This is a genomic window from Actinomadura darangshiensis, assembly GCF_004349235.1.
GTDB lineage: Bacteria > Actinomycetota > Actinomycetes > Streptosporangiales > Streptosporangiaceae > Spirillospora > Spirillospora darangshiensis.
Window position 1 is genome coordinate 1 of the sequence record NZ_SMKY01000032.1, and the last position, 16,331, is coordinate 16,331.

Sequence of the window (16,331 nt, forward strand, 5' to 3'; positions counted from 1 at the left end):
GGTTGGGGGCGGTGAGGTCGGGGAGGCGTCCGGTCCTGGCGAACCGCCAGAGCCAGCCGGGGTGGGGCAGCACGCCGGGCGCCATCCTCACCGCGGTCCGCAGGTCGATCTTCTCGGGGATCATGGGGCTGCCCCAGTCGCGGCCGTTGGAGAACGACCAGTCGAGCGTGGCGATGAGCGCCTTGGCCCCGGCCCGCTTCGCGCGCTCCATCCGCTGGACCATCGCATCGCGGTCGCCGCTCCAGTACATCTGGAAGAAGACGTCGGGGTTGGCGGCGGCGACCTCTTCGACGGGCTTGCTGGCGAACGAGCTGAGCCCCATGATGACGCCGCGGCCGGCAGCGGCCCGCGCGACCGCGACCTCGCCGTCAGGGTCGACGGCCTGGACGCCGGTGGGGGAGATGAGCACGGGCATCGAGGTCTCGACGCCCATCACCGTGGTGGACAGGTCGCGGTCGGCGTGGTGGCCGGCGACGTGCGGCGCGAGACCGAGTTCGGCGAACGCCGCGGCGTTGTCGTGGACCGTCCGGCCGCGTTCGGACCCGGCGAGGAGCGCGCCGTACACCATGTAGGGGAGCCGCCTCTCGGCCCTGCGCTGGGCCTCGGCGACGGTCTCGAACCAGGGGTTCCTCAACGGCATCGCTGCTGCTCCCAGTCGGCGAGAGGGTCCTGTGCGCATGCGCTGACCGGGGGTCGCCCGGGTTCGGGGCGGCGCCGGCCGAGCGTCACCGGCACCGGCGCGCGGCGGGTGGGCGCAGTCCGGTGGGAGTGGTCGGCGGCCGGCCTGGGGATGCCCGCGCGGTCCTCGGGCCGTCCGGCCAGCAGCTTCTGGCCGTGGCCCTGGACGCATTCGGGGTCGGGGCCGTCCAGCGGCAGGCCGGTGAAGAACTTGGCGGCCATGCAGCCGCCCTTGCAGGAGTCGTAGAACGCGCAGGAGGCGCACGCGCCGCCGGTCTGCGGCTCGCGCAGGCTCCGGAACAGCTCCGACCCGCGCCACACCCCGGCGAACCCGCCCGGGTCGCGGACGTTCCCGGCCAGGAACTCGTCGTGGATGGCGAACGGGCAGGCGTACACGTCGCCGACGGGGTCGACGAGGCACACCACGCGTCCGGCGCCGCACAGGTTCAGCCCCGGCAGCGCCTGGCCGTAGGCCGACAGGTGGAAGAACGAGTCGCCGGTCAGCACGTCCTCGCCGTGCGCGACCAGCCAGTCGTACAGCTCGCGCTGCTGGGCCTGCGTGACGTGCAGCTCGTCCCACACGTCGGCGCCGCGGCCCGACGGCCGCAGCCGGGTCAGCCGCAGCTGCGCGCCGTACCGGTCGGCGAGCGCCTTGAACGCGTCGAGCTGGGCGATGTTGTGGCGGGTGCACACCACCGACAGCTTGAAGTTCGTCATCCCGGCGTCGGCGAGGTTGCGCATCGCGCGGATCGCGGTGTCGTAGGAGCCGGGTCCGCGCACGGCGTCGTTGACCTCGGCCGTGGCGCCGTCCAGCGAGATCTGCACGTCGACGTAGTCGTCGGCGGCGAGCCGCCGAGCCGCACGCGGGGTGATGCGCACGCCGTTGGTGGAGAACTTCACGCCCACGTGGTGGGAGGTGGCGTAGTCGAGCAGCTCCCAGAAGTCGGCGCGGACGGTCGGCTCGCCGCCGCCGATGTTGACGTAGAAGACCTGCATGGCCTCCAGCTCGTCAATGACGGCCTTGGCCTCGGCGGTGGACAGCTCGCGCGGGTCGCGCCGCCCCGAGGACGACAGGCAGTGCGCGCAGGCCAGATTGCAGGCGTAGGTGAGTTCCCAGGTCAGGCAGATCGGCGCGTCGAGCCCGTGCTCGAACAGGTCGGCCAGCCGCGTCCCCGACGCGGGCGGGGCGATGGTCATGGCGTCCTCTCGACGACCATGGCCGAGCGGGCGAGCGCGGAGAGCGCCGCGCCGTACCGGTCCAGGTCGCGGTCGGGTATCCCGGCCGCCGCGCAGGCGGCGCGGGCCGAGGGCGCCTCCTTCAGGCCCGTGACGGCGTCCAGCAGGCGGCGGTCCTTCAGGAACGACAGCTTGCGGGTGCCGAAGTGGTAGAGGAGCGCGCCGAAGGGCTCGGGCCGCACCGAGACCTGCGGGTGCAGGTCCCAGGCGTGGTCGATGTCGAATGCGGGCATGGCGGCCTAGTAGACCCCGCACATGCCGTCGATCGAGACCTCCTCGATCAGCGACTCGGCGTCGACTTCTTCGGCGATCTCCTCGGCCGTGGCCTCGGCGTGGTCGTCGGGGGCGGTGTCCATGGATCCTCCTCAACCGTTCCGGCGGGACCGGCCGCCTCGTGGCGGGGTGCGGCGGGGCGCTCCGTTCGCGATACTAAATGCATCGAGTGCCAAAAAGAAGTGCGCGGGAAGGACGGCCTGGTGGAACCCGGAACGCGGCGCCCGGACGTCATCGTCGCCGGCGCGGGCGGCAGCGGCGCCGTGCTGGCGGCCCGCCTCAGCGAGGACCGCGGCCGCGAGGTCCTGGTCCTGGAGGCCGGGCCCGCGCCCGCGAGCCGGTCGGCGTTCCCACCGGGCCTGCTGGACGCGCTCACCGTGCCCGGCGCACGGCCGGAGCGCACGGCCGTCCGGGCCTTCCCCGCCCTCCTCATGCCCGGGATGCCGTACGAGGCGGTGAGGGGACGGTTCCTCGGCGGTTCGACGACCGTCAACGGCGGCTACTTCGTCAGGGCACGGCGGGAGGACTTCGACCGCTGGGCCGCCGACGCGGGCGACACCCTCTGGTCCTACGACCGCGTCCTGCCGCTGCTGCGGGCCTTGGAGACCGACCTCGACCACGGCGACACCCCGCTGCACGGTGGTCGCGGGCCGATCCCGGTCCGCCGTACCGGCCTCCTGCATCCCGCCGCGGCCGCGTTCCAGTCCGCCGCAGAAGAACTCGGCCATCCGGCGGAACCCGACAAGAACGCCCAGGACGACCCTGGATTCGGTCCGCTGCCGACCAGCACGCACAACGGCCTGCGTATCAACACCGGGATCGCCTACCTGCTCGCCGCGGCCGGCCGGCCCAATCTCACGGTCGTGGGCGACTGCCCTGTGCAGTCGGTCGTCGTGCGCCACGGCAGAGCGGTGGGAGTCGTGGCCGGACGCGACCGGACGCTCCTGGAGGCGCCGGAGATCGTGCTGTGCGCGGGCGCCCTCGCGTCACCCCACCTGCTGCACCTGTCGGGCATCGGCCCGGCGGACGACCTCGCCCGCATCGGCCTACCCGTCGTCCACGACCTGCCCGCAGTGGGTGCCGCCCTCAGCGACCACCCGCAGGTCGTCCTGGAATGGACGCCCCGGCGGCCGATGGACGAACCGTCCGGCAGCTGGCTGGGCGGAGCCCTCCACCTGCGCTCCACCGGCGGGAACGGCGCCGGAGACCTGGAGATCCTCCAGTCCCTCGTCCCGATGGCCGGACTCCTCGCCGGTACCGCGTCGGCCCCCGGCGCGCCCCTGGCCTTCCTCGTCTCCGTCCAGACTCCCCGCATCACCGGCGGGCTCCGCACCGTCTCGGCCGATCCCGACGTGCCGCCCCGCGTCGAGTACGGCTACCTCGGCACCGGAGCCGATCGGCGGCGGATGCGCGAGGCGATACGGGCGACGGCCGACGTCGTGGCCACCAGGGCTTTCGATACGGTGAGCCAGGGTCTGGCGGAGCCCGGTCCGGGCACGCTGCGCGACGACCGGCTGCTCGACCGCTGGATCCGGGCGCACCTCGGCACGTCCCAGCACACCTGCGGCACGGTCCCGATGGGGCCGGGCGCCGCCGTCGACGCCCACGGCCGGGTGCACGGCCTGACCGGGCTCCGCGTCGCCGACACGTCCATCCTGCCGACGGCACCGCTCCGCGGCCCCGCCGCCACGGCGGTGCTCATCGGCGAGGTGGTCGCCGGCGCCATCCGCCGGGAGGGCCTCTGAGGAGCCGCTGTCACGCCCTCGCCGCGGCCTCGTCCAGCATGGCCGCCATACCGGCTCCCACATGCCGGTTCGCCTCGTCCAGCAGGTCCGAGAGCGGAGGCGGCGGCACACGCGACAGCCACTGCTCGTAGGCGGAGATCGATGCGGCGAGGACGACATTGCCGACGAGCCGCGGCGCCATCGCGGATGGCGGCAGGCAGGTGCGGTCCGCGACGAACTCGGTGATGACCTCGCGCCACGCGACGTACCGCAGGGCGGAGTCCGCCTGCAGTGTCGGCACGCCGAGGATGAGCTCCATGCGCTGCCGGTGCCAGGGCACGTCAGCGGGGTCGAACCTGTTGAACTCGACCACCGCGGTGCGCACCGCCTCCATCACCGGGGTCCGCGGGTCGGCCTCGCTCAGCAGCTTGCGCAGCTTCTGCAGATGCTGCTCGAAGTCGCCCCACACCAGGTCGTTCTTGGACGCGAAGTAGTGGAAGAAGGTCCGCCGCCCGATCCCCGCCGCCCGGGCGATGTCGTCGACCGTGGTCTCGTCGAACCCCTGCCGGGCGAACAGCTCGAAGGCCAGCCGCTCCAGGGAGGCCCGCGAGGTCACGCGCGGCCGGCCCGTGGCCCGCTGGGAAGCCTTCCTGCCATCCGTCACCACGCACACAGGATCCCATGCGTGGGAATGACCTCGAAAGATACACTCCGCCCTCGCAGGATCCGGCGACCAAGGGAGAACGGCGATGAGCGGTCCGCCGCGGATGTCACCGGCCGAACTCGCCGAAGCCTCGCACGTCCCGCTGTTCGGCGAGGACGGATCGGTACGGGACCCGCTCGTCGCCGTCGAACTGGGAGGCGACGCCGACGGCGTGACGGTGGAGCGAGCGGTGCGCCACGCCCGTGCGGCCGACCGGCTGATGATCGGCGTGCTCCCGGCAGACCCGGAGGCCCGCCCGCCGCATCGCGACCTGGTCGACGCCCTGGACCTCACGCTCACCGGCCCGGCCCGCGACGCCGGCCGGCCGTCGGTCGCCGTCCCCGACCCCGAGCAGGCGTTCCGCGGCCTGGCGGAGGCGGTGAGCCGCAACCCGCAGGCCGCGCTGGTACTGCGGGACGTGCTCAGGACGACCCCGCGGCTCCCCGTCGAGGCCGCGCTCGACGTCGAGTCCTACGCCTACTCGACGCTGCTCGGCGGCCCGGAGTTCGCGCGGTGGCTCGCGGCGCGCGGGCCGCGCCCACTGCCTCCCGACGTCCGCGACCCGGTCCTTGTCGAGCGCACCCCGGACGCCGGGTTGCGCATCACCCTCAACAGACCGGCACGACGCAACGCCTACGGGCGGCAGGTGCGGGACGCACTGGTGGACGCACTCCAGATCGCCCTCCTCGACACCGGAGTCACCCGCGTGCTGCTGGAAGGGGCCGGGCCGGTGTTCTGCGCCGGCGGCGATCTCGACGAGTTCGGGACCGCACCCGACCTGGTCACGGCCCATCAGATCCGGACGCGCGGCGGCGCCGGACGGCTGGTGCACCGGCTGCGCGACCGGATCGAGGCCCGCGTGCACGGCTCCTGCGTCGGAGCCGGCATCGAGATACCGGCCTTCGCCGGCACGCTGGCCGCGCGCCCGGACGCGACGTTCCGGCTGCCGGAGATCTCGATGGGCCTGATCCCCGGGGCGGGCGGGACGGTGAGCGTCCCGCGCCGGATCGGCCGCTGGCGCACGCTCTACCTGGCCCTGACCGGTACCGCGATCGGCGCGGCCACCGCCCGGGAATGGGGCCTGATCGACCGCTGACGCGGCGACCGCAAGATACCTCTTCCCCTCTAAGAATCCCGTGAGTATCTTTGTGTCCGGCAGGATGCCGAATGCCGGACGGGAGACGGTCTCGTGAGCGGACAGCCGGAGAAGACCACCAAGCCCACCCTCGCCGAATCGCTCGACACGGCCTCGCTCGGCGCCGAGGTCCAGTCCACGACCAAACCCGTCCGGATCTGGGCCGTCATCGGCGCCGCGATCCTCCTCTTCCAGCTCTACGTGTGGATCCGGTGGATCACCGGGCCCCATTTCGCGCGGGTGCCCACCGGGCCGAGCGATCCGCCGACGCTGATGAAGGCGATCCTCATCACGTGGACGGGCGTGATCCTGATCGGCCTGCCGGCCGGCGTCTACTTCTTCATCGTCCGGCCCTGGCGGCGGGAGCGGCGGATCACGCTCGACGGGATGCTGCTGGTGTCCTGCGGCCTGCTGTTCTTCCAGGACCCGTTCCTCGACTACTTCAACACCTGGTGCACCTACAACAGCTGGCTCTGGAACATGGGCTCGTGGACGCAGGACATCCCGGGCTGGCAGTCGTTCGGGGAACCGCGCCACATGCTGGCCGAGCCGCTGCTGATGAACGCGCCGGGCTACTCCTACGGGGTCCTGCTGTGCACGATCCTCGGGTGCTGGGTGATGCGCCGGGCCAAGGCGCGGTGGCCGAAGATCAGCAACGTCGGGCTGATCGGCGTCCTGGTGGCCTGGTCGTTCTTCTTCGACCTCGTCATCGAGGGCCTGTTCCTCATGCCGATGGGGCTCTTCACCTACCCCGGCGCGATCAGGTCCCTGACGATCAACGCCGGCCACTACTACCAGTGGCCGGTCTACGAAGGGCTCATGTGGGGCGGCGTCCAGGCCGGCCTGTGCGCCTTGCGCTACTTCACCGACGACCGCGGCCGGACGTTCGTGGAGCGCGGACTGGACCGCGTCCGGGGCGGGTTCGTGAGGCAGCAGTTCACGCGCTTCCTGGCGGTCTTCGCGGCGTGCAGCGTGTTCTTCTTCGTGTTCTACAACGTCCCCGTGCAGTGGTTCGCCATGCACGCCGATCCCTGGCCCGCGGACATCCAGAAGCGCTCGTACTTCATGTCGGGCATCTGCGGCGAAGGGACGGGGCGGCTGTGCCCGGACCCCGCCCTGCCGACCACGCGCGATGGTTCCGCCACCATCGGTCCGGACGGCAAGGTCGTCCCGCCGAAGGACAAGGAGCTCCCGACGATCGTTCCGTTCGACAGGGGGCGCTGAGATGCTGGCCGATCGATCCGTCGACGTCCATCCGACTCCGCAGGCGCCGTTCTACCGCGCGGTCGGGGACGAGGAGGAGGTGTTCCGCGCGGCGGCCGGCGGCGGTCTCCCGGTGCTGCTGAAAGGGCCGACGGGATGCGGGAAGACCCGCTTCGTGGAGGCCATGGCGCACGAACTCGGCCGCGAGCTGATCACCGTCGCGGGCCACGAGGACATGACGTCGGCGGACCTGGTGGGCCGGTTCCTGCTCAGGGGCGGGGAGACGGTCTGGGTGGACGGGCCGCTGACCCGCGCCGTGCGCGAGGGCGCCATCTGCTACCTGGACGAGGTGGTGGAGGCGCGCCAGGACACCGTCGTCGTGATCCATCCGCTCGCCGACCACCGCCGTGAGCTCGCCCTCGACCGGCTCGGCACGACGCTGCCCGCGGCGCCGGGGTTCCAGCTGGTGATCTCCTACAATCCCGGCTACCAGAGCGTCCTGAAGAACATCAAGGAGTCGACCCGGCAGCGGTTCGTCGCCATCGAGCTCGGCTTCCCGCCCGCCGAGATCGAGGCGCAGATCGTCGCCCGGGAGGCCGGGGTCGGCGCCGAGACCGCGGAGGCCCTGGTCAGGCTCGGCAACGCCATCCGCAGTCTGGACGGCTCGCCGCTGCGCGAGGCGTCCTCCACGCGGATGCTGATCCTCGCCGGCGGCCTCGTCGCGCATGGGCTGAGCCTGCGCGGTGCCGCCCGGTCCGCCATCGTCCAGGCACTCTCCGATGATCCGGACGTCGTCCGCGCTCTGGGCGAACTCGCCGACGCCGTTCTGCCCCCGGCATGACCGCGTCCGATCCCGGCCGGTTCCGGTTCCTCGCCACCTCCATCGCCGGCAGGGCCGTCGATGTCACCGAGGCGCGGGCCGGCGAGGCCGCCCACACGAACGGTCAGATCATCTTCGTCTCGGCCGGCGGGTCCCTCACTCGGCAGCGCAACGAGGCACTGGTCCAGAGCGCTCTGCTCGGGGCGGGGAGCCTGGATCAGCGATGGATCAGGGCTCTGCGGGCGCATCCCGCCACAGCGCGCCGGTACCTGGCCCTCGAAGGCCGCCGGGTGCTCGCCGAACTCGCCGGACGGTATCCGATCGCGGCCGTGCTCGGTCTCGACGGGGACGCGAGCACTGCGAGCGCCCACGAGTCGCTCGAATCGGCCAGAGGCCGGGCGGCAGTACCCGATCCACCGGAATGGTTCGGTGTCATCAGGCCGTCCCGGTTGCTGGCCGCCCCCGCCGGTCCCGGTGCGCGAGCCACCGACAAAGAGGTGCGCCTGGAATTCGATCCCATCGACCTGCCCGAGGCCGATGACGACGGCGACCAGGAGGAGCCCCGGGAAAGCAAGATCTTGAAGCTGTTCGAGAATCCGCTGATCGCCTCGCGGACCCTCACGGACTACTTCCGCAAACTGCTCGGCGGATCGCGGACCGCTGGGGACGGCGCCGCCGGCGCGGAGGCGAAGGTCCGCTCGGTCCGGCGGGCCGACACGGTCGGAGAACATGCCCGTCCACTTCCTACGCGAATCCATTTCACCGATGACGGAAAACCCGGCGTCGCCATGGGCGTGGGTGGAGCCCTGCATCCGGAGTGGGACGTGCACCACGACCGGTACCGGCCGGACTGGTGCCGGGTCATCGACTTTCCCCTGACCGCCGCCGCCGACATCTCCGCCGCCGCAGTTCCGCGCGACGACGTGCTCCGGCGACGTCTGTCCCGCGTGGGCCTCGGCCCGGCGATCCTGCGCGGCCGTCCCGACGGCGACGAGATCGACATCGAGGCGCTCATCGGCCTTTCCGTGGACGTGCGCTCCGGCTACTCCCCACCCGAGCACATCTACCTGGACCGCCGGAGACTCGCGCGCGATCTCGGCGTCCTCATCCTGCTCGACGCCTCCGGATCCGCGACCGACGCCGATCCGGACGGCCTCGCCGTCCACGACCACCAGCGGCAGGCGGCCGCGACCCTGGCCGCCACGCTCGAAGAGCTCGGCGACCGCGTCGCCGTCCATGCCTTCCGGTCGCATGGCCGGCACGCCGTCCATCTGCCCGCCGTCAAAACGTTCGGCGGGCGTTTCGACGCCCTCGGCCGTGCCCGGCTCAACCAGCTCCGGCCGTCCGGCTATACGCGCCTCGGGGCCGGCATCCGCGGTGCGGGCGAGATCCTCAAAACCGAGGCAGGCACACCACATCGACTGCTGATCGTCCTTTCGGATGGTTTTCCCTACGACAATGGCTACGAAGGCCGGTACGCGGAGGCCGACGTCCGCAAAGCCCTCGAAGAACTTCACGCCGATGGCACGGCCTGCCTCTGCCTCTCCATCGGCACCACCGCGACGGCCGATGCACTGGACCGCGTCTTCGGCCCCGCGAGCCACGCCCGCGCAGCGACCCTGGCCGACTTGAGCCCGCGAATGGACGAGTTGTTCCTCGCCGCCCTCCGGCGGCTCGCGGCGCCGGCGGACCGCCCGCGCCGCGCCCCCCAGCTGGCATAATCGTCGGCATGGTTGAGCGTTGGACGAGGGAGCGGCGCCGCGACCACACCCGTTCGCTGCTCGTGGACGCGGCGGAGGAGGTGTTCGCCGAAAAAGGCTTCACGCAGGCGACGCTCGACGACATCGCTTACGCCGCGGGTTTTACGAAAGGCGCGATCTACAAGCACTTCGGCACGAAGGAAGACCTTTTCCTGGCGGTGAGCGACCGGCACTGGCGCCGCTATTTCGACAACTTCGCCGAAGTGGTGTCGGCGGTGACGGAGGTGGGGGCGCGCGAACTCGACGAGGTCGCCGCGCGGTGGCGCCGGCTCAGCCAGGACCGCGGTGCCGAGTACGCCGCGCTGGGCCACGAGTTCACCCTGTATCTGCTCCGCAACCCCGAGGCCCGGCAGCGGGTCGAGGCCAAGAGGCGGGAGGCCGCGCAGGCGCTGGCGGAGTTCATCATGGAGGGCATCGACCATATCGGCGGGACGCTGCTGGTCCCCGCGCTGACGTTCGCGCAGGTGCTCATCGCCACCAGCGACTCGGTCGTGCTGGGAAGCCGGCTCGACGACGTCGACCTCTACCGGCCGATCCTTGAGATGTACCTGTCGGTCGTCAAACTGCCCTGACCCTCACGCGGACGCGATCGAGATCGACTTGACGTCGAGGTAGCCGTCGAGGCCCTCGCGGCCGAGTTCGCGGCCGTAGCCGCTGGCCTTGACGCCGCCGAAGGGCGCGGCCGGATCCATCGTGTAGCCCTGGTTGACGCCGAAGGTGCCGGCGCGCACCCGGGCGGCCACGTCGAGCCCGCGCCCGGTGTCGGCGGTGAACACCGAGCCGGCCAGGCCGTACGCGGAGTCGTTGGCGATGCGGACGGCCTCGTCCTCGTCCCGGTAGGGGAGCACGGCGATCACCGGGCCGAAGATCTCCTCGCGGGCGATCGTCATCGACGGGTCGACCCCGCCGAACACGGTGGGCCGCACGTACCACCCGCGCTCGGCGCCCTCGGGCGGGCCGGTGCCGCCGGTGACGAGCCGGGCGCCTTCGCGGACGCCGGTGTCGATGTAGTGCCGCACCCGCCGCCGCTGGCGTTCGGACACGAGCGGCCCCATCTGCGTCCGCGGATCGGCCGGATCGCCGATCCTGATGGCCGACAGGGTCGCCGCGAGCGCGTCGGCGTGCTCGCCGGCGCGGTCCGCGGGCACGAGGACGCGGGTGAGGGCGTTGCAGATCTGGCCGGCCATGCCCATGCCCGAGAAGCGGACGGCGGTGGCGACGGCCGCCGGGTCGGCGTCCTCCAGCGCGATGGCCGCCGACTTCCCGCCGAGTTCGAGGCCGACCCTGGTGAGGTTGGCCGCGCACGCCGCCGCCACCTGCCGGCCCGCCGCGGTCGACCCGGTGAAGGAGACCTTGTCGACGCCGGGGTGGCCGACGAGGTACGCGCTCGCGTCGCGGTCGGCGGGCAGGACGCTCACGACGCCCGGCGGGAGACCGGCCTGGTCGAGGAGCCCGGCCAGGAGCAGCGCGTCGAGCGGCGACTCCGGCGCCGGCTTGAGGACGGCGGTGCAGCCCGCGAGCAGCGCCGGGATGATCTTGGCGACCGTCAGGAACTGCGGCATGTTCCACGGGACCACCGCGGCGACGACGCCGACGGGTTCCCTGCGCAGGACGACGTCCTGTCCGTACATGCCGGGCCGGTTCTCCTGCCACGGATGCTTCTCGGCGATGCCGGCGAAAGCGGTCATCATCGACCAGGGAAGCGCGACCTGCGCGCGCTTGGCGAAGGAGATCGGGGCGCCCAGCTGCGCGGTGATGAGCTCGGCCAGCTCGTCGCGGCGCTCGCCGTACAGTCCGGCCAGCCGGCGGACGGTCTCGATCCGCTCCGCAGGTTCGGTGCGCGGCCACGGCCCCTCGTCGAACGCCGACCGCGCCGCCGCGACGGCGCGGTCGACATCGGCGACGCCCGCCGCGGCCACCCGCGCCAGTGGGCGTTCGGTGTGCGGCGAGATCACCTCTATCTGCCGGGCGGTGCTCGGAGCGGTCCATTCGCCCCCGATGAACAGGTCTTTTCGCTCGTCCATGCGATCGCCTCTCGAAAAGCCGTGCCGCTTCGCCGCCGGTGCCTTGCGGCCCCGGTCCGAATCGTGTTATCCAGGTCATGTTAGTCAGTCGATGAACATCGTGACCAGGTGCCGTCGGGCACGAACTGCAGAACGGGAGGATCGGCATGGCGCGCTCCGGGAAACCGGCGGAGGCCAGCTGGACCGGACGGGTTCCGGAGATGGGCACCCGCCTCGTGTCGTACGAGGACTCGATCTCGCCGGAGTTCTACGAGCTGGAACGCGAGGCGGTCTTCCGGCGGGCGTGGCTCAACGTCGGCCGGGTCGAGCAACTGCTCCGCAAAGGCAGCTTCTTCACCAAGGACCTCGACGTCGCCAAGACCTCGCTCATCGTCGCGCGAGGCCGCGACGACCGGGTCCGCGCCTTCCACAACGTGTGCCGCCACCGCGGCAACAAGCTGCTGTGGGGCGAGACGCCGCGGGACGAGACCAAGGGCGTGTGCCGCGAGTTCATGTGCAAGTACCACGGCTGGCGGTACGGCCTGGACGGCTCGCTGAAGTTCGTTCTCCAAGAGGAGGAGTACTTCGATTTCGACAAGTCCGAATTCCCGCTCGTGTCGGTGCACTGCGAGGTCTGGGAAGGGTTCGTCTTCGTCAACCTGGCCGAGGAGCCGAGCCAGTCACTGCTCGAATTCCTGGGGCCGATGGTGCGGGGGCTGGAGGGCTATCCGTTCCATCTGCTCACCGAGCGCTACGCGTTCAAGGCCGATCTCCTGAGCAACTGGAAGATCTTTCTCGACGCGTTCCAGGAGTACTACCACGCGCCGATCCTGCACTCGCAGCAGCAGGTCCCGGCACTGCGGAGCCTGCAGACCGGCTTCAAGGTCCCGCACTTCCAGATGGACGGGCCGCACCGGCTGGTCAGCACGGGCGGCTGGAAGGGCGTGCCCCGGCACCTGACGCCGCCGGACCAGATGTACCCGATCGAGCACGTCACCGAGTCCGGTCTCATGGGCCCGTGGGAGCGCCCGGACATCCCCGAACTCGACCCGGCCCGCCTGCCGGCCGGGCTCAACCCCGGCGGGCTCGACCCGTGGTCGATCTCGAACTTCCAGGTCTTCCCCAACTTCGTGATCCTGGTCTACGAGCGGGGCTGGTACCTGACGTACCAGTACTGGCCGACGTCTCACAACACGCACATGTGGGAGATGTCGTACTACTTCCCGCCGTCGCGGAACGCGAGCGAGCGGATCCGCCACGAGGTCACGGCGGTCGTGTCCAAGGAGGCCGGCCTCCAGGACGCGGGCACCCTCGACGGGACGCAGCTGGGCCTGGAGTCGCGGGTGGTCGACGCGTTCCCGCTGTGCGACCAGGAGGTGACGGTCCGGCACCTGCACAAGATCGTCGACGACTGGGTGCAGTCCTACCTGCGAGGCGGGAAGGAGGTGCCGGTATGAGCGACAGGATGCTCCCGGAGGAGTTCGCCGAGTGCGAGCCCTTCGCCGCCCGATGGTGCATCGCGACCGAGGCGGCCCGGTACGCCGAGCGCCTCGACAGCACGGTGGCGGACATGCAGGCGTTCTACGACGCGATGTACCCCCGGGTCCGCGACGCCATGGCGCACCTGGACAAGTTCGCGCTGCACGAGCTGCCCGAGCCGGAGCTGAACCTGCTCCACCTCGTCTACTCACTGATCATGGTCTCGCAGCCCGTCGAGGTCTGGCAGCAGCCCAAGGTCATCGACTCCGGCACCGCCTACTTCGACCGCTACCTGGAGCCCGTGCCGTGACGGCGACGATCAGCTGCGACCCCCTCGGCGCCGCCGTCGGCGCCGAGGTCGGCGGCGTCGGCCCCGAGCGGCTGGCCCGGGACGGCGCGGTGGCCGAGGCCGTCGCGGCGGCGCTGGAGCAGTACGGCGTCCTGGTCTTCCGCGGCCTCCACCTGCGCCCGGAGGACCAGGTCGCCTTCGCGCGGCGGCTCGGCGAGATCGACTACGAGCAGGGCCACCATCCCGTCCGCGGGATCTACCGCGTGACCCTCGACAAGGCGAAGAACGCGTCGGCCGACTACCTGAAGGGCACCTTCGAGTGGCACATGGACGGCTGCACACCGCTGCACGGCGAGCCGCCGCAGAAGGCCACCGTCCTCAGCGCCAGGCAGGTGGCCGCGGGCGGCGGAGAGACGGAGTTCGCCGGCACCTACGCCGCCTACGAGGGGCTCGGCGACGAGGAGCGGGAACGGTTCGGCTCCCTCCGCGTCGTGCACACGCTTGAGGCGTCCCAGCGCCGCGTCCACCCCGACCCCACGCCCGAGCAGGTCGAACGGTGGCGGAACCGGCCGGCGTCGACCCACCCGCTGGTGTGGACGCGCCGCACCGGCCGCAGGTCACTGGTCGTCGGCGTGCATGCCGATCACGTCGTCGGGATGGACGCGGACGCGGGCCGGGCGCTGCTGGCGGATCTGCTCGACCGGACGACGGCGCCCGGCCGGGTCTACCGCCACCAGTGGTCGGTGGGGGACACCGTCATCTGGGACAACACCGGCGTGGTGCACCGCGCCTCGCCCTATCCGCCGGACTCGCCCCGCGAACTGCTCCGCACGACCGTCTTCGGGGACGAGCCGATCCGGTGAGCGTCAGGGGGCCGGCTGCTGGGCATCGGTGCCGGCCGGCAGCCGGTCGCCCTCCAGGGCGCGGATCTCGCGCTCGATGACCGCGACCGTCTCGGCGTGGCCGACGTCGAGGTCGAACCCCTCTTCGATGTGCAGGAAGCGGGAGATGCCGGTCATGAACAGGATCAGTGACACGGGCGGCCACCGGCCGGAGTCGACGCCGTAGCCGTCGAGCACGTCCGACAGCATGTCGAGCTGGAGCGTCCGGAACCGCCGCGAGTACGCGGCGATCTCGGAGCGGATGGCCTTGCGGTGGTTGGCCAGCGCGATGAACTCCATGGTCAGCGCGTTGCTGGAGTAGTCGTGGGTCAGCTCCCAGAGGGCCCACAGCGGCTGCGGCGACCGCAGCGCCCCCTTGAGCCGCTCCAGGCTCCGCTCGGCGCCCCGGCGGAAGAGCTCGACGAAAAGGTTGTCCATCGTCCCGAAGTAGTAGAAGACCAGCGCGTTGTTGAGCCCCGCCTTCGCGCCGAGCCGGCGGGTGGTGACCGCCGCGTAGCCCTCGTCGAGCATGAGGTCCCGCGCGGCGTCGAGCAGCGCGGTACGGCTGGCCGAGTCGTCGACGGGGCTCCGCCGTGCCGGCATGCGCGTCCTCCCTCTCGGCTTCGGATGCCTCTCCAGTATGGCCGCAGGCCGCCGCGAGCGGGTCTTGCCCTCGGCGGCCCGTCATGTTAGTCATGTGACTAAAGAATGTCAGTCACCTGACCAACGCCGTGCCGCGAGCCTTCGCGGAGGCGGTGGACCGCCGGTGCGAGGAAGGACGGAGCGATGCCGCATACCGAGGGACGCCGGTCCCGGGTGGCCGTGGTCACGGGCGGGGCGTCCGGCATCGGCGAGGCCGTCTGCCGCCATCTCGCCGCGCGCGGACACCGCGTCGCCGTGCTCGACCTCGACGGCGACGGCGCGGACCGGGTCGCCAAGGCGCTGCGGGCGGACGGGGCCGAGGCGCTCGCGGCCGCCGCCGACGTCACCGACCGTCCCGCCCTCGGCGCCGCGTTCGCCGAGATCCGGTCGGCGCTCGGGCCGACGGAGATCCTGGTGACCAGCGCCGGCCTCGTCGCGTTCGACCGGTTCGAGGAGATCACGCCCGAGCGGTGGGACCGCCTCATCGACGTCAACCTCACCGGCACCTTCAACTGCTGCCAGATGGCCCTGCCCGACATGGTCGCGGCCCGGTGGGGCCGCATCGTCACCATCTCCTCGTCCAGCGCCCAGCGGGGCTCGCCCGAGATGGCGCACTACGCCGCGGCCAAGGGCGGGGTGATCGTGCTGACCAAGTCCCTGGCCCGCGCTTACGCCCCGCACGGCATCACGGCCAACAGCATCCCGCCGTCGGGGATCGAGACGCCGATGCAGCACCGGTCCCAGGCGGAGGGGAACCTGCCCGCCAGCGCGACGATGGCCGCGGCCATCCCGCTCGGCCACCTCGGGACGCCGGACGACATCGCCGCGGCGGCGGCCTTCCTCGCCTCCGCGGAGGCCGGCTTCATCACCGGGCAGGTCCTCGGTGTCAACGGCGGGTCGGTCCTGTGACGCCGGCCGCGCCCAGGATGGAGCCGCTGCCGATCGCCGAGTGGGCCGAGGAGGAGCGCGACCTGCTCCGCGGCAACATGGCCCGCGCCGACCGCTACCTCACCGGTGCCGCCGACGCGCCGCCGGTGCCGTCGATCCTCGGCCTGTTCGCCCGGCACCCCCGGGTGGGCGCGCCCTGGCTGGCGTTCAGCGGCACGCTGCTCGACGACGGCACCCTCGACCCCCGCGACCGCGAGCTGCTGATCCTGCGGGTCGGGCGCCGGACGGGCTGCCGCTACCAGTGGGCGCAGCACGTCGGCATGGCGCGGGCCGCGGGGCTGGCGCCCGAGCAGATCGCCGCCCTCCGCGAGGGCGCCGGGGCCGGGACCTGGTCCGAGCGCGACCGCGACATCCTGCGCGCCGCCGACCAGCTCGTGGACGGGCACACCATCGACGACGCCCTCTGGGAGCGCCTGGCCGGCCGCTTCGACGAGCGCCAGCTCCTCGAACTGCTCTTCGTCGTGGGCGGCTACGTCTGCCTGGCCATGGTGCTCAACAGCGTCGGGCTGGAGCCCGCGAGCCGCCCCGCCCAGTGACCCGACCCCCGAAGGAGGAGG

18 protein-coding genes are annotated in these 16,331 nt (G+C 71.9%); 11 read left to right on the forward strand and 7 right to left on the reverse strand.

All coding sequences use genetic code 11. From position 1 onward, the window contains the following. The 4 genes from E1293_RS10050 to mftA form a co-directional block, all read right to left on the reverse strand. Positions 1–640: alpha-hydroxy-acid oxidizing protein (locus E1293_RS10050; RefSeq protein WP_207938765.1), on the reverse strand; the 640-nt coding region annotated here is incomplete at its 3' end. Then, entirely contained in the window at positions 631–1,875 is a 1,245-nt protein-coding gene (gene mftC, locus E1293_RS10055; protein WP_132196228.1) for a mycofactocin radical SAM maturase, read from the reverse strand. The genes E1293_RS10050 and mftC, both read right to left, overlap by 10 nt. Beyond that, positions 1,872–2,147 carry a mycofactocin biosynthesis chaperone MftB gene (gene mftB / locus E1293_RS10060; RefSeq protein ID WP_132196231.1) on the reverse strand — a complete coding sequence of 92 codons (276 nt, stop codon included), beginning with the start codon at positions 2,145–2,147 and terminating at the stop codon, positions 1,872–1,874. Before mftB ends, mftC begins: the two co-directional genes overlap by 4 nt. A gap of 6 nt (positions 2,148–2,153) precedes the next feature. Beyond that, positions 2,154–2,270 carry a mycofactocin precursor MftA gene (gene mftA / locus E1293_RS10065; protein WP_132196233.1) on the reverse strand — a complete coding sequence of 39 codons (117 nt, stop codon included), beginning with the start codon at positions 2,268–2,270 and terminating at the stop codon, positions 2,154–2,156. A 120-nt stretch (positions 2,271–2,390) separates the two neighbouring features. Here mftA and mftG point away from each other — a divergent pair, with 120 nt between their 5' ends. Further along, complete coding sequence (gene mftG / locus E1293_RS10070; RefSeq protein ID WP_243716139.1) at positions 2,391–3,932, forward strand: mycofactocin dehydrogenase MftG; 1,542 nt, start codon at positions 2,391–2,393, stop codon at positions 3,930–3,932. A 10-nt stretch (positions 3,933–3,942) separates the two neighbouring features. On the opposite strand, the gene mftR is transcribed toward mftG, so the two are convergent. Beyond that, the gene (mftR, locus tag E1293_RS10075) at positions 3,943–4,575 is read right to left on the reverse strand and encodes a mycofactocin system transcriptional regulator (protein WP_243716140.1); all 633 of its coding nucleotides are present in this window, start codon (positions 4,573–4,575) and stop codon (positions 3,943–3,945) included. Between the two features lie 85 nt (positions 4,576–4,660). On the opposite strand from mftR, the gene E1293_RS10080 reads away from it, so the two are divergent. From E1293_RS10080 to E1293_RS10100, 5 genes are all read left to right on the forward strand, one after another. Then, positions 4,661–5,710, forward strand: coding sequence for an enoyl-CoA hydratase/isomerase family protein (locus E1293_RS10080; RefSeq protein ID WP_207938766.1), 1,050 nt, complete (start codon positions 4,661–4,663; stop codon positions 5,708–5,710). Between the two features lie 93 nt (positions 5,711–5,803). After that, on the forward strand, positions 5,804–6,973 hold the full coding sequence (locus E1293_RS10085; RefSeq protein ID WP_132196237.1) for a spirocyclase AveC family protein: 1,170 nt from the start codon (positions 5,804–5,806) through the stop codon (positions 6,971–6,973). 1 nt (position 6,974) lies between these two features. After that, positions 6,975–7,793, forward strand: a complete 819-nt coding sequence (locus E1293_RS10090; RefSeq protein ID WP_132196239.1) for a CbbQ/NirQ/NorQ/GpvN family protein — start codon at positions 6,975–6,977, stop codon at positions 7,791–7,793. Further along, entirely contained in the window at positions 7,790–9,493 is a 1,704-nt protein-coding gene (locus E1293_RS10095; protein WP_132196241.1) for a nitric oxide reductase activation protein NorD, read from the forward strand. The genes E1293_RS10090 and E1293_RS10095 overlap by 4 nt, the downstream gene beginning before the upstream one ends. 8 nt (positions 9,494–9,501) lie before the next feature. Then, a complete protein-coding gene (locus tag E1293_RS10100; RefSeq protein ID WP_132196243.1) occupies positions 9,502–10,104 on the forward strand; it encodes a TetR/AcrR family transcriptional regulator in 603 nt (200 codons plus the stop codon). A 3-nt stretch (positions 10,105–10,107) separates the two neighbouring features. Here E1293_RS10100 and E1293_RS10105 read toward each other — a convergent pair whose 3' ends face one another. After that, entirely contained in the window at positions 10,108–11,556 is a 1,449-nt protein-coding gene (locus E1293_RS10105; protein ID WP_132196245.1) for an aldehyde dehydrogenase, read from the reverse strand. Between the two features lie 146 nt (positions 11,557–11,702). Here E1293_RS10105 and E1293_RS10110 point away from each other — a divergent pair, with 146 nt between their 5' ends. The 3 genes from E1293_RS10110 to E1293_RS10120 are packed head-to-tail and all read left to right on the forward strand — an operon-like array spanning position 11,703 to position 14,166. Then, positions 11,703–12,992: an aromatic ring-hydroxylating oxygenase subunit alpha gene (locus E1293_RS10110; RefSeq protein WP_132196247.1), complete on the forward strand. Its 1,290-nt coding sequence runs from the start codon at positions 11,703–11,705 to the stop codon at positions 12,990–12,992. Next, entirely contained in the window at positions 12,989–13,324 is a 336-nt protein-coding gene (locus E1293_RS10115; RefSeq protein WP_132196249.1) for a hypothetical protein, read from the forward strand. The genes E1293_RS10110 and E1293_RS10115 overlap by 4 nt, the downstream gene beginning before the upstream one ends. Then, the gene (locus E1293_RS10120) at positions 13,321–14,166 is read left to right on the forward strand and encodes a TauD/TfdA dioxygenase family protein (protein ID WP_132196251.1); all 846 of its coding nucleotides are present in this window, start codon (positions 13,321–13,323) and stop codon (positions 14,164–14,166) included. The genes E1293_RS10115 and E1293_RS10120 overlap by 4 nt, the downstream gene beginning before the upstream one ends. Positions 14,167–14,169: 3 nt before the next feature. Here E1293_RS10120 and E1293_RS10125 read toward each other — a convergent pair whose 3' ends face one another. Continuing rightward, positions 14,170–14,787 (reverse strand): TetR/AcrR family transcriptional regulator, encoded by a 618-nt coding sequence (locus E1293_RS10125; protein ID WP_132196253.1) that lies wholly within the window; start codon positions 14,785–14,787, stop codon positions 14,170–14,172. Between the two features lie 183 nt (positions 14,788–14,970). Here E1293_RS10125 and E1293_RS10130 point away from each other — a divergent pair, with 183 nt between their 5' ends. Together E1293_RS10130 and E1293_RS10135 are read left to right on the forward strand one after the other, a co-directional pair. Next, complete coding sequence (locus E1293_RS10130; protein WP_132196255.1) at positions 14,971–15,735, forward strand: SDR family NAD(P)-dependent oxidoreductase; 765 nt, start codon at positions 14,971–14,973, stop codon at positions 15,733–15,735. Next, positions 15,732–16,310 (forward strand): carboxymuconolactone decarboxylase family protein, encoded by a 579-nt coding sequence (locus E1293_RS10135; RefSeq protein WP_132196257.1) that lies wholly within the window; start codon positions 15,732–15,734, stop codon positions 16,308–16,310. The genes E1293_RS10130 and E1293_RS10135 overlap by 4 nt, the downstream gene beginning before the upstream one ends. Positions 16,311–16,331: the final 21 nt, after the last annotated feature.